This window comes from Nocardioides sp. (assembly GCF_047606145.1).
Lineage (GTDB): Bacteria > Actinomycetota > Actinomycetes > Propionibacteriales > Nocardioidaceae > Nocardioides.
In genome coordinates this window covers 1-12,355 of record NZ_JASGET010000109.1, presented here as the reverse complement: position 1 = coordinate 12,355, position 12,355 = coordinate 1, and the positions used below count along the sequence as shown (strand labels likewise).

The following is a 12,355-nucleotide window of genomic DNA, read 5'->3' as shown; positions in this document are numbered from 1 at the left end:
CGTTTCGGGGGCCCAGACAACCACGGCTGCCCATCAGGCGGCCGTAGCTCATCTACGACGCGGGCCTGTTCGACGAAGCGATCACCGATCGCTTGATCGACGACCTCCGCACCGTGGCGGCGGCGATGGTCGCCGACCCGACGCAGCGTCTGTCAGACCTGGCGCGACTCAGACGGCGCTCACGCGGGATGTGACCACAGGCTCCGGGCTCGCCGTACGCGCTGCGCGTTCCTGTCGCCACGCCGGCAGGTAGAGCGGGGCGGCGACGGCGAGGATGGCTCCGCCGACGAACATGGCGGCGCTGGTCGAGATCTGATCGGCCACACCGGTCAGGACGATCAGCCCGATCGAGCCGGCCGGCTGGGCAAACATCGAGTTGAGCGAGATCACGGTGGCGCGCGTCCTCGGCCCCACCTGGCGGTGGAGCAGCGCGCTGTGCAGTGCGTTCGAGGAGCCGTGCACGACGTAGCAGGCGAGGTACGCCGTCAGGATTCCAGGCACGCCGCCGAGAGCGCCCAGCAGTACCACGAGCCCGCCCTGCAGCACGCGCAGGAAGCCGGCCGTGAGCGCGGTCCCGGCCCGGTGCGCGAACCACGAGGCGGTGGCCGCGCCGACCGCGGACGCGGCCCAGGCCGCGGACATCGCCGGACCGGTGATCGAGGCGGCGGTCTGCGTCCCGCCGCTCACCTCGGACAGGCGCACGGGCAGGAGGCTGTCGAACGTGACCATGCCGAAGCCCCAGAACAGTTCGACGCACAGTAGCGCCAGCAGGACGCGGGATCCGCGGAGCAGGGCGATTCCGTCTCCGATGGCGCGCGGCGTCTCCCAGACCGACGCCACAAGACCGGACACCCGGGCCAAGCGGTGCTCCTGCATCCACGCCACAACCGCGACCGTGCTGAGAGTTTGGAAGACCAGCCCGATCACGACCGGCACTACGAAGGCACCGATCGCCGGCACGGGGTCGAGGGCGACCAGCGCGCCGCTCAAGACGGCGCCCACGGCGACACCCGCACCAACCGCCGCGCCCTGCGCGCTCATCCCGCCCTCCAGCCGCGCGTCCGGGTCGATCTTGTGCACGGCGTCGACGTACCAGGCTTCGAGGGTTCCGCTGTCAAGCGACCGCTGCAACCCTTGCAAGACCGAGAACGTCACCAGTAGCCAGAATGAGTCGGCAACCAGGAACAGGCAATAGGAGAGGGTGCCAATCATCGTCGCGACCAGCATCACCGGGCGCCGACCCAGGGAGTCCGCGAACCCGCCCGTCGGCAGCTCCAGCGCGAGCACCACGAACCCCTGTACGGCGTACGCGGTGCCCGTCTCGGCCAGACCGAGTCCCCGGTGGAGTGGCAAGAGGATCAGTACGGGCGCCAGGAGGCCGACCGGCAGCCACCGGGTGGCTGTGATAAGCAGGAACCGGCGCAGCAGCTGACGTGCGTTGAGCTCGGTCACAGCGGCGCCTCCCCGAATACAGGCACCAGGTGCTGCAACCAGATGACTCGAGTGCTGTCGGGGGCCTCGGTATCCTGCTCAGCGCGGAAGCGTTGGACAACGTCCCAGATCTCGCGCGACATCGCCGTGGCCTGGGCAGGGGTAAGGAAAAACGCGTCGTCGGAGTCAGCGGCGGCGTCTACCCAGGCCTTGTCCCAGGTCGACTCTTCCCTCAGCCGCTGCTCGAGGAGTCGGGCCTGCCAGGCGTAGTAGTTTCGTCTGGCCGCGATCGAGGCCTCGTGCGCGACCGGATCCCCGAGGAAGTCTGCGTTGCTCCACGTCGCGCCCTCGTGGGCCGGCTTCCACCAGCGCTCCCTCCGCGTCCCACGCTCGGTGTCCTCCTCGATCAGCCCGACCGCCGCGAGTTGACGGAGATGGTAGCTGGTGGAACCGCTGGACTCCCCGATCCGCGTCGCCAGTCTCGTGGCGGTGGCCGGCCCGTCCATCTGCAGCGCACTCATTAGCCGGCTCCGGATCGGGTGCGCCAGGGCCGCGAATGCCGGCTGGGTCATCTCGAACATGCTTCGGGACGCGGTCACGCGCTCCAACCTACCTTTGCAAAACATATTTGCAAAGGCTCTTGGCATCCTCCGCGACTGTGGCGAGTCCGGAGGCGGTCAAGCAGATCACCTACCTTGCTGTGGGCCAGCGGCATCCGGGTGCGGCCGACCTTGCTGCGGCGTTACAGGCCCCGCGGATAATCGAGGCGGCCGCCCGGCTGGCCGGCCGGCCCCGCGATGCGGGCCGGACCCACGAGGACTACCTCGCTACGGTGTTGGAACGCGAGGCATCGGCCTGCAACGCCTCCGGCGGCGACCTGCGGATCCGTGCCGCCGGGTTCCCTGGCGTCAAGACGCTGGAGGACTTCGACTTCGACGCCCAACCAGCGTCCGGCAACAGATCGCCGCGCTGGCATCGAGCAGGTTCCTCACCGAGGCCCGCAACTTCGTCCTGCTCGACCCGCTGGGCACCCGGAACAACCACCTGGCCATCGCGCTGCGTGTGGCTATCGTCTTTGGCTGAGGCTCTGTCGACGGTATTGGGACCAGCTGGCCGGCCGAAGAGCTCTACTGGGTGGAGTCGAAGTCCAGCTGTCATCATTGGTGGCGACCTTCGGCCGGCTGGGACCCGGCTCTCTACCGGTCCGCGGCCTCTACAAGTACAAGTCTTGCCCGGACAGGAGTCTGGCGCGGAGTGAGGGCGCTGGCGTGCCGCAGATCAGTCCCGGTGGACTCCCTTCGTGCTCGCGGGCCTCGATGCCGAGCGCTTCAGATGGACAACTCGATCTGAATGTCGCCCGGGGCGTGCCAACGTCGGCTGCGACTTCTGGGTCGTCGGGCCGATCAGCGCAGGCCGGAGCGGACGAAGGCGTCGACGATGTAGCGCTGCAAGAAGATGTAGATCCCGAAGATGGGGATGCAGGCCAGGCCCGCGGCGGCCATCATGGCCCCCCAGTCGTCGCCGGCCTCGCCGAGGAACGAGCGGATGCCGACCTGGATGAGGGAGTCGGGCTGCTTGGCCAGGACGAGGGTCGGCCAGAGGTAGTTGTTCCACGCCTCGATGAACAGCATGATGCCGAGCGCGGCGAGCGCGGGTCGCATGTTGGGGATGACGACCTTCCACAACACGCCCCAGTGGCTGCGCCCGTCCATGTGGGCCGCGTCGACCAGTTCACGGGGGAAGGCCTGCATGTGCTGGCGCATCAGCATGACCGCGAAGGCGGAGCACATGTTCGGGACCACCACACCGGCGAGTGTGCCGAGCAGTTGCCAGTGGGCGATGGTGACGTAGTTGGGGATCATCGTGACCTGGAAGGGCACCAGCCACGAGCCCAGGAAGACCAGGAAGAGGATGCTCTTGCCCGGGAAGTCCCACATGGCGAAGCCGTAGGCGGCGAAGACGGCCACGAACAGCTGGCACGCTGAGACACACAGCGCCATGGTGAAGGTGTGATAGAGCATCCCCCCAATCGGGATCTGATGCCATACGTGGGTGAAGTTCTCGAGGCTGATCGGCCAGGGGACGAGGGTGGAGCGGGTGGCGTCCTGCGGACGGCGCAGGGCGGTCGCGAAGAGCCAGTAGATGGGAAAGATGCTGACGAAGGCGACGACTGTGAGCACCACGTGACCGGTGATGCGGGCGCCGATCGGGTTCCGGACCCGGACGCTCGCCGGCATGCTCTCGGCGTCCTTCGGCTGCCGGACACTCTCGGGGACCCGGTCGTCGCCGGTGGGGGAGAGTCTCCGATGGTGCGGCTCGGTGATGGTGAACGACATGGGATACCTCGATCAGTTGTCGTAGAAGGCGAGCTTGTCGGCGACCCTGACGAGGCCGACCGCGATCACACCGAAGACCAGGAAGAAGACCGTCCCGGCCGCGCCCGCCATGCCCGCGTCGAAGTTGTTGAACGCGATCTCGTAGAGCAGGTAGTAGATGTTCGTGGTCGCGTTGTTCGGACCGCCCTGGGTGAGGACGTCGATCATCGGATAGGTCCACTGCGCGGAGAGCAGGATCGTCATCAGGACCAGGAAGAGGATGGTGGGGGAGAGCAGCGGGACGGTGATGCGCCACAGGATCCGGCCAGCACCCGCACCGTCGACCGATGCAGCCTCGGCGTAGTCGGGGCTGATCCCCGCCATGCCGGCCGTCATCACCAGGACGCCGAAGCCGAGCATCTGCCAGCCGACGATGATGATGATCGCGATGAGAGCACCGTGGTCGCTGCGGAAGACGCTGCCGATGTCGATCCCGACACCCTTGCGCAGGACGACCACGATGATGCCGTCGTAGGGGTCGAAGAGCCAGCGCCACACCGCGCTGGTGGCGACCGGAGTCACCAGGAGGGGCACGAAGATCAGCGCCTGGTAGATGGTCCTGGCGCGCCCGTTGACCTGCCGGGACATCAGTGCGATGGCCAGCGGGAGGACGACGGAGCAGACCAGGAAGGCGAGGACGTAGAGGATCGTGTTGACGACCGCCCTGCCCAGCTCCCGGTCATGGAACAGGGCGCCGTAGTTCGACAGCCCGGCGGACTGCTTGGCCGCGGTCGGGAGCAGGTTCCAGTGGTAGAAGGACAGCTGGAACGTCTCGACCAGTGGCCGGTAGATCCAGAAGATCAGCAGCGCGATGGCGGGCACGATGTACAGGTACGGCGCGATGGTGAGCTTTCGTCGTACCGTAGCGGTCGGCTCGTGCGCGTCGTGGCCGGGCGCGGGCGTGATGGTGAACGACATGAGGGGGCCTTCCCAACGGTCCTCGAGCTGTGAGCGGTCAGTGCTCGTTCTGCACGGAGGCGTTCACCGCGGCGAGCTGTTCGGCGGGCGTCATCGCCAGGAAGGCGGTGAGCTTCTCCCCACTCATCGTGTACGCCGTCGGGTAGTCGCCGATCGGGACGACCGAGTGCAGGACGCGGTCCTCGTAGACGTGCACGAGGTTGTAGGACTGGGCGCCGTTCTGGCCGCGGGCGGCGGGGAACTCGACCTGGAGGTCCTGGGTGTAACAGGTGGCCGAGGCGACCGAGACCGGGATGCCGGCGAACGTCGAGTGGGTCGAGTAGTGCAGGTGGCCGCCGAGGATGGAGCGTACGTCGGTGCCTCGGATGACGTCGGCGAACCTGTCCTGGTCGCGCAGTTCGAAGAGCCGGATGAGCCCGAGCGGACTCCAGACAGGCGGATGGTGCAGGGCGATGATGGAGCCGTCCTCGGCGGGGATGGCCAGGACGTCGGCGAGCCAGGCCAGCTGAGCGTCGCTCAGCTCGCCCCAGTGCTGGCCGGGCACGGTCGTGTCGAGGACGATCAGCCGCAGGCCGTCCAGATCCCATACCGTGTCGTAGGGGGCGTCGCTGGGTTCGACGCCGAGCAGGTTCTCGTAGAAGGCCTCACGGTTGTCGTGGTTGCCCATGCACCAGATGACCCGGGCGCCGTAGGCGGCCGCGGACTTCTCCACGACCTCGCGCACGCGCTGGTAGGCCTCGGGCTCGCCGGTGTCGGCGATGTCGCCGGTCAGCACGATGGCCTTCGGCATCGAGTTCGATCGCTCGAAACCCTCGAACATCTTCTCGAGGTTGGCCTGGGGGTCGACGACGTCGTGCAGCATGCCGCCATGGGTGCCGCGGGCGACGAAGTGGGTGTCGGAGAGGTGTAGCAGGTAGTGCTTGGCCTCGGGGTAGTCGGTGCTCATGATGGCTCTTCTCCTTGGAGAGGTGGTCAGTTGAGGAGCGCGGCACGAAGTGCCGCGTGGTCGTCGGCGGTGAAGCCGTGGGCTCGGAGGAAGCCGAGCGGGGAGCCCCACTCGCGCTCCCAGCGGTCGACGATGCGCTCGAGGAGGCTGGCTGGGCTGGCGCTCACCAGGGCGAGGAGACTGGTGTCGGCGGAGTAGCCGGCCGCGTGCATCTTGGCGAGCATAGCGTCGACCCAGGCGCCGGCGAGGTGCCGCTCGGTGTGGCTGTAGTCGAGGACGACGTCGTCGCGGTGCACGTCGACCGCCAGCAGCGCCAGTGCCACGACCAGACCGGTGCGGTCCTTGCCCGCTGTGCAGTGGACGAGCACGGCGTCCTGCCCCGAGTGCGCGATGAGGCGCACCGCGTTGGTGAGCCGCGCCCCGTGACGGTCGAGCATGGCGTCGTAGACCGTGTCCAGGGTGTGGGGCTCGTCCGGCATGACGGTCGGCATCCCGGAGTCGAAGATCGGGGCGCGCACGATCGTGGGCTCCGCCAGCCGGGTCGGCTCGGCGGCGGTCTCCTCGTCGGTCCGCAGATCGACGACGAGCCGGATGCCGAGGTCGGCGATGGACCTCTTGCCGGTCGGGGTGAGGTTCGCCAGCGCGTCGGAGCGATAGAACTTGCCCGGGCGCACCGTCCGCTCGCCGGCTCGTAGTCCGCCGAGCTGGCGAAGGTTGTAGGTCCCCTCCACGGGCAGTCGCCGGCTCGGGGAGATCTCCATGTCGGTCATCGGATGCTTATCCTCGGCTCGTCGTGCTCGCGCTACTTGACCAGCGCCTGGGCGTCGCTCTGCGCCTGCGTCAGCGTGCTCTTCGGGTCCTTGCCGAGATAGACGGAGTTCTGTACGGCGTCGGAGAAGAGCTTGCTGATCTGCGAGTAGTTGTCGCCGGGGTAGGCGTCCCAGGGCTGCAACTGCTGCAGTTGGGCCACGTTCACCTCGGCCCCGGGCGTGGCGGTGTACCACTTGTGCAGCGGACCGTCGGCGGCGCTGGCCATGGTGTCGCGGATGGGTACGTAGCCGATGCCCTTGGTGATGGCGTCGACTCCGTCGGGACCGGTGATGTACTTGATGAACTCCCAGGCCGCGGCCTGCTTCTGCTGGTCGGGGTCGTCCTGGTGCACCAGGAACAGCGCCGAGCCGGAGTTGGTCGGCGCCGGCGTCTTGCCGGAGAAGGCGGGCATCTTGGTCGCGGCCAGGTCCCAGCCGCCGGCCTGGGCGCCGGCGGTGAAGGTGGCCAGCGCGTTCGAGGTGTTGAGCTGGATGAGCGACTGACCCTTGGCGAAGGCAGTGGTCATCGTGGTGACGTCGGTGTTGAGCAGGATGCCCTCGTCGTACAGCTTGCGCATCTCGGTCACCGCGTCGATGGAGCCCTGGTCGCCGAACTGGATGGTCTTCTTGTCCGAGCTGACGATGTGGCCGCCGGCCGACTTGATGATGCCCTGCATGCACCAGTCGCCCCCGGTGACGGTGCAGGGGATGCTGACCGGGGTCTTGTGGCCCGCGGCGACCAGCTTCTTGCCGATCGTCTCGATGTCATCCCACGTGGGCGCCGCGGGCATCGTGATGCCGAGCTTGTCCAGAGCGGTCTTGTTGTACCAGAGCACCGGGGTGGAGAAGACGTACGGCATGCCGTAGGTCTTGCCGTTCTCGTCGGCGAGGGTGCGGGCCTTCTGGTTCATCGGCCAGGTGCCGGGATAGGTCGTGCTGAGGTCCTTCCCGTTGAACGCCTCCTTGATGGCCTGGGTTCCGACGACGTCCTGGAGCGGGTCGACAACGCCTTGGGTCGCCATCCAGTCGAGTGCGTCGAAGGTCTCCTGGGCGACATCGGGTGCCTGGCCGGCCAGGATCTCGGCCTGCAGGTTCGCGGCGTACGCGGTGTTCGAACCGGTCAGGTTCGCCGGGGCCTGTGCCTTGACCGTGACGTTCGGGTGCTCGGCCTCGAAGCCGCTGATCAACTCGTCGACGGTGTCGGCCCAGGTCCCGCCCTGGGCCACGTTGTAGGACTCGAAGGTGATGGTCACCTTGTCGTCGGTGCCGAGCGTCGGCAGGGCACTGGAGGTAGAGCTGGCGGTGCCGACCGATGAGCCGCCGCAGGCCGCCAGCGTGAGGCAGGTCGCGACGGCCATCGCCGCGGCGGTGGTGAAGCGCGTGGAGAGGTACATGAGTGTGCGTTCCTTGATCTCGTCAGCGAAGGAATGAAGGGGAGAGGGGAGGTTCAGGCGCCGGCGAGTAGCGGAATCGGGTCCTCGACCCACTCCATGCGGCGACCGGTGGCCCTGTCGAAGAGGTGCAGGTTCTTCGCGGCGACGCCGGCGACGAACCTCTCGCCGCGGACGACCGGCACCTCGCGGCCGCACGTCGCCACGACCATGAGCTCACCGACCTTGACGTAGACGATCTGCTCGCTGCCGAGGTTCTCGACCTGGTGGACCAGGCCGTCGACACGGAGGCCACCGGTCGCCGCGTCTGCGATGCGGAGATGCTCGGCGCGGAAGCCGATGGTCGCCGGGTGCCGCTCGCAGCTGCCGGGCCACAGTCGTGCGGTCGTGCCGATCGCGTCGGCCTGCACGAAGCCGTCGTGGGCACTGAGCTCGCCGTCGACGAGGTTCATCGGCGGCGAGCCGACGAAGCCGGCGACGAAGACCGAGGCGGGGGCGTCGTAGATCTGCTGGGGAGTGCCGATCTGCTCGACCCGACCGGCGTTGAGGACGACGATCTTGGTCGCCATGGTCATCGCCTCGACCTGATCGTGGGTGACGTAGACGAAGGTGGCGGCCAGCCGGTCGTGGAGCTCGGTGAGCTCCTGGCGAGTGTTGGTCCGCAGCCGTGCGTCGAGGTTGGAGAGCGGCTCGTCCATGAGGTAGGCGCCGGGCTCGCGGACCAGCGCCCGCCCGACGGCCACGCGCTGGCGCTGACCGCCGGAGAGCTCGCGAGGCTTGCGCTGGAGGAGGTCCTCCAGTCCGAGGGCCGTGGCCGCCTCGTGGACGCGCTGCCGCTTCTTCTCCTGGGACATCTTGAGCACGTTGAGCGGGAAGGCGAGGTTCTTCTCGACGCTGAGGTGCGGATACAGCGCGTAGCTCTGGAACACCATGGCCAGGTTGCGCTTCTTCGCCGGCAGGTGGGTGACGTCCTTGCCGTCGATGCGGATCCGTCCGCTGGTGGGATCCAGGAGCCCGGCGATCATCCGCAGCAGCGTGGTCTTGCCGCAACCGCTGGGACCCAGCAGTACGACGAAGTCTCCGTCCTCGACGGTGAGGTCGACGTCGTCGACGGCACGGTGGCCCTTGAACTGCTGGCTGAGGCCCACGATCTCGATACGACTCACAGCGACTCCTTCCGTGAAATTGTGTTCCACAAGTGATCGGTTCTGTGGAATGCCGTTACGGAAGGAATGGAAGCGAGTCACAGTGAACGAGCAGAGGCCTCGTGTGGTCGCCTCGGTGACGAGGGAGGGAAGTACTGGCGGCCTCGGGTGATGCCCCGGGAGGAGCCGGCCCGCTCAGTCGGGCGAGGTCGGCTCGGATGTGCTCGGGGGGTCGAGGAGCGCCGCGACGCGGTCCAGCATGCTGTCGAGGACCCGGCCGCCCAGGGCCCCGTCGACCGCTCGGACGATCGCATTCGCGACGAGGATCTGGGCCAGGTTGGCACCGATGTTGCCCCAGCGCGGTGACGGGGCGCCCGCGACCAGGCTGATCGTGCTGATCTCGTCCAGGGGGCTACGTGCGTATCCGGCAACGCCGATGAGTGTGGCATCCGTGCCGGTGGCCGCCTCCGCGGCCTGCATGGTGACCTGGTTGGTGCCGCTACTGCTCAGGGCCACGCAGAGATCGCCCTCGCGCAGGGTCGCGGCCGTCAGCTGTTGGGCGACGGCATCGGCAGGTGCTTCGCAGCCCTTGCCGGCCGAGATGAGACCGAGCGCGATGACGCTGGCCGCAGGTGCGGAGCCGCCATTGCCGAGGACGAGGACCCGCTTGGCGGCGACGATGGCCTTCACGACCTCGTCGAACTTGGCATAGTCGAGGGCGCCGAAGGAGTTCTGCAGCTCGGAGCTGGTGACCTGGAAGAACTCGGGCAGCCAACTGGCGGAGGGGCCGCTGGTCTCACGGATCTTCGGCGACTTGCTCGTCGCGTCGCGAAGCAGGAGCAACCGTAGATGCTGGAACCCCCGGAAGCCGAGACTCTGGCACGCCCGGATCACGGTGCTGGGCGAGGTGTCGGCACGCTCGGCGACCTCCGCGACCGAGAGCAGGGCCATCTCACCGGGCCGCTCCGCGAAGGCTCGGGCGACGCGCTGCTCGCTGGGGATCAGGGCCGGGACATGGGCCTCGATATAGCTGACTGTTCCGCCCAGCGGCGGAGTGAGGGGCGGGGGTGCGGCGCTCATGCTCGTACCTTAAGAGGGGCTGTTGTCCGCCGCGGTATGGAACTGCGTTCCTTGGGTCGATGTTCACATGGAATGGAAGTGGCGTTCACGGCGCCGACCTAGCGTCCGAGGCATGACCACCCCACAGCCTGCCCACGTCGAGACCTCGACGGCCAACCCGCTCTTCACCGTGAGTCCGCTACCCGATCAGCGGCCCTATACCGACCTGACCACAGCGCCCGATCGGCCCGAGGAGTTCACGTTCGCGCTCCTGTCCGATCGCACCGGGTTCGCGCGCGAGGGTGTCTTCGAGCGGGCCATCGAAGCGACCAACCTGTTCAACCCCGACTTCGTGGTGCAGGTCGGCGACACCATCGAGGGCTACACCGAGAACATCAACGAGATCTGGGGACAGTGGCGTGAGTTCGAGGACATCACCTCCTCGCTCGATGCCCCGCTGTTCCGTACTCCGGGCAACCACGACGTGTCCAACGAGGTCATGCGCGCGGAGTGGTTGCGTCGCTACGGCGCGCTCTACTACGCGTGGCGCTACCGTGACACGCTCTTCGTCGTGTTGGACACCCAGGACCCGCCGCCGAGCATCGAGGAGATGACCCACGGCATGTCGCCGGAGGAGTTCACCGCTCTGCTCGACAAGATGCACAAGAAGGTGCAGGAGGATCCTCGAGAGTTCGTCGCCTCGCAGCGGGACCATGTCGAGGGTCCGATGGGGGCGCGGTTCTCCGACGAGCAGCTCGCGTGGGCCCGCACGGTCCTGGCGGCGAACCAGGACGTCCGGCACACCTTCGTCTTCATGCACATCCCCTGCTGGCAGGACAAGGACAGCAAGGAGTTCACGGCCCTGTGCGCCGCGTTGGGTGATCGTGACTACACCGTCTTCGGCGGGCACTGCCACAACTACAAGCGCGAGGTCATCGACGGCCGCGACTGGATCCGTCTCGGCTCGACCGGCGGCGTTTGGGTGACCGACAAGGAGGACGGCAACTGGGACCACGTCACCCTGGTGAGCCTCACCCGGAACGGGGTGAAGATCGCGAACGTGGTGCTGGAGGGGATCTTCGGTGCGGAGGGCGGCGCTTTCGACTACGTCAAGCCACTCGCTGGGCCGATCAGGCTGGCGGCTCCGGCCGCACCGGCTCCTGCTCCCTGAGCCGACCGGCCCGAGGAGTGGTCGGAGCACGTCGCTCGGCGTCTTCGGATCGGGAATGTCCCGCTGGTCCGTCCTGGTTCCCCCGAGGGCCGGACCCGTCGGGTGAGACTGCCGGGCGGGTCATGAGGCCGCAGTGGTCGGCATGGCCGACCGCTGTCACCAAGGCGCCCAGGCCCCGGGTGCCGTCATCGAAGGGAGATCCCGCGATGTCGTTCACTGATGATGAGGTCGCCTACATCCGCTCCCAGCGGCTGGCCCGGGTGGCCACCGTGTCCGCGGATGGCCAACCCGACGTGGTGCCGGTCGGGTTCGAGTTCGACGGAACGCACTTCTACGTCGGCGGCTTCGATCCGACCCATACCCGCCGGACCCGCAACATCCAGGCCGGCAACACCAAGGTCGCCCTCGTGATCGACGACCTGGTCTCCACGAGCCCGTGGACGCCGCGCTTCCTCCGCGTCTACGGAACCGTCGAACTGGTCGAGCGCGACACCCGGTTCGGGCCGGCGCTGATCATGAAGATCACCCCGACGATCTCATGGAGCAGTCTCGGCGGACAGACGCCGGAGGCTCGACGCGACCTCACCCCGCATCGCACCGTCCACCGGGTCGATCGATAGCACCGGATGGACCGTGAGCACGAGCAGAAAGACGAAGCCCCCGCCTGGCCGGCGGGGGCTTCGTCTTGCGGATTCATGCCTGGGAGCACAACTCACGCTCTCGCAACACCGGTCAGCCGGGGGAGGGGTTGCCTCGCGGTGTTGACAGAACTCTACGTCATATCTGACCCCCCGCGTAGTCAAATCAAGGTAAATCTTCGGGCCAGTTTGAGCGTGCAGTTGCGCCTGGGGACCTGACGGGATGGCAAATTCGCCATACGCTGTTGCCTGAATTTGCCACACATCCCCCCTCAGGAGAAGCTCTCATGTTCACTCGCACCAAGCTTGCCGCCGCCGCCATCTTCGCCACCTTCGCCGCTCTCGCCGGGGTCGGCGCCGTCGTCGCGGCTCCGCAGACGGCCGTCACCGCTGAGCACCAGTGGTGCTGCTGAGCTAGACGGAGCTAGACGGATCGGGGTGGTGGCGACGACCGGCCGGTCGTCGGGATCGG

The 12,355-nt window shown here is 67.6% G+C and carries 12 protein-coding genes; 3 read left to right on the top strand and 9 right to left on the bottom strand.

Translation table 11 applies throughout. From position 1 onward, the window contains the following. Positions 1-168: 168 nt before the first annotated feature. From QM638_RS13905 to QM638_RS13865, 9 genes are all read right to left on the bottom strand, one after another. The gene (locus QM638_RS13905) at positions 169-1,452 is read right to left on the bottom strand and encodes an MFS transporter (RefSeq protein ID WP_415142660.1); all 1,284 of its coding nucleotides are present in this window, start codon (positions 1,450-1,452) and stop codon (positions 169-171) included. Continuing rightward, positions 1,449-2,030 carry a helix-turn-helix domain-containing protein gene (locus QM638_RS13900; RefSeq protein ID WP_415142659.1) on the bottom strand — a complete coding sequence of 194 codons (582 nt, stop codon included), beginning with the start codon at positions 2,028-2,030 and terminating at the stop codon, positions 1,449-1,451. The genes QM638_RS13905 and QM638_RS13900 overlap by 4 nt, the downstream gene beginning before the upstream one ends. 804 nt (positions 2,031-2,834) lie before the next feature. Further along, the gene (locus QM638_RS13895; protein ID WP_415142658.1) at positions 2,835-3,767 is read right to left on the bottom strand and encodes a carbohydrate ABC transporter permease; all 933 of its coding nucleotides are present in this window, start codon (positions 3,765-3,767) and stop codon (positions 2,835-2,837) included. A gap of 12 nt (positions 3,768-3,779) precedes the next feature. Next, positions 3,780-4,724 carry a carbohydrate ABC transporter permease gene (locus QM638_RS13890; protein ID WP_415142656.1) on the bottom strand — a complete coding sequence of 315 codons (945 nt, stop codon included), beginning with the start codon at positions 4,722-4,724 and terminating at the stop codon, positions 3,780-3,782. Between the two features lie 37 nt (positions 4,725-4,761). Further along, complete coding sequence (locus tag QM638_RS13885; protein ID WP_415142655.1) at positions 4,762-5,670, bottom strand: metallophosphoesterase; 909 nt, start codon at positions 5,668-5,670, stop codon at positions 4,762-4,764. Between the two features lie 26 nt (positions 5,671-5,696). Further along, entirely contained in the window at positions 5,697-6,440 is a 744-nt protein-coding gene (locus QM638_RS13880; protein ID WP_415142652.1) for a tyrosine-protein phosphatase, read from the bottom strand. 32 nt (positions 6,441-6,472) lie between these two features. Continuing rightward, positions 6,473-7,873 carry an ABC transporter substrate-binding protein gene (locus QM638_RS13875; protein WP_415142650.1) on the bottom strand — a complete coding sequence of 467 codons (1,401 nt, stop codon included), beginning with the start codon at positions 7,871-7,873 and terminating at the stop codon, positions 6,473-6,475. Between the two features lie 53 nt (positions 7,874-7,926). Next, positions 7,927-9,036 (bottom strand): ABC transporter ATP-binding protein, encoded by a 1,110-nt coding sequence (locus QM638_RS13870; protein WP_415142648.1) that lies wholly within the window; start codon positions 9,034-9,036, stop codon positions 7,927-7,929. Positions 9,037-9,210: 174 nt separating this feature from the next. Further along, positions 9,211-10,095 (bottom strand): MurR/RpiR family transcriptional regulator, encoded by an 885-nt coding sequence (locus tag QM638_RS13865; protein WP_415142646.1) that lies wholly within the window; start codon positions 10,093-10,095, stop codon positions 9,211-9,213. A 112-nt stretch (positions 10,096-10,207) separates the two neighbouring features. On the opposite strand from QM638_RS13865, the gene QM638_RS13860 reads away from it, so the two are divergent. From QM638_RS13860 to QM638_RS13850, 3 genes are all read left to right on the top strand, one after another. Next, positions 10,208-11,245, top strand: coding sequence for a metallophosphoesterase family protein (locus QM638_RS13860; protein ID WP_415142644.1), 1,038 nt, complete (start codon positions 10,208-10,210; stop codon positions 11,243-11,245). 206 nt (positions 11,246-11,451) lie between these two features. Then, complete coding sequence (locus QM638_RS13855) at positions 11,452-11,865, top strand: PPOX class F420-dependent oxidoreductase (protein WP_415142642.1); 414 nt, start codon at positions 11,452-11,454, stop codon at positions 11,863-11,865. Positions 11,866-12,170: 305 nt separating this feature from the next. Continuing rightward, positions 12,171-12,296, top strand: a complete 126-nt coding sequence (locus QM638_RS13850; RefSeq protein WP_415142640.1) for a hypothetical protein — start codon at positions 12,171-12,173, stop codon at positions 12,294-12,296. The last annotated feature ends 59 nt before the right edge of the window (positions 12,297-12,355 follow it).

Coding starts and splice junctions, on each gene's coding strand:
- QM638_RS13860 (WP_415142644.1), top strand. CDS start 10,208: ATGACCACCCCACAGCCTGCCCACGTCGAGACCTCGACGGCCAACCCG.
- QM638_RS13865 (WP_415142646.1), bottom strand. CDS start 10,095: ATGAGCGCCGCACCCCCGCCCCTCACTCCGCCGCTGGGCGGAACAGTC.
- QM638_RS13855 (WP_415142642.1), top strand. CDS start 11,452: ATGTCGTTCACTGATGATGAGGTCGCCTACATCCGCTCCCAGCGGCTG.
- QM638_RS13885 (WP_415142655.1), bottom strand. CDS start 5,670: ATGAGCACCGACTACCCCGAGGCCAAGCACTACCTGCTACACCTCTCC.
- QM638_RS13850 (WP_415142640.1), top strand. CDS start 12,171: ATGTTCACTCGCACCAAGCTTGCCGCCGCCGCCATCTTCGCCACCTTC.
- QM638_RS13880 (WP_415142652.1), bottom strand. CDS start 6,440: ATGACCGACATGGAGATCTCCCCGAGCCGGCGACTGCCCGTGGAGGGG.
- QM638_RS13890 (WP_415142656.1), bottom strand. CDS start 4,724: ATGTCGTTCACCATCACGCCCGCGCCCGGCCACGACGCGCACGAGCCG.
- QM638_RS13895 (WP_415142658.1), bottom strand. CDS start 3,767: ATGTCGTTCACCATCACCGAGCCGCACCATCGGAGACTCTCCCCCACC.
- QM638_RS13875 (WP_415142650.1), bottom strand. CDS start 7,873: ATGTACCTCTCCACGCGCTTCACCACCGCCGCGGCGATGGCCGTCGCG.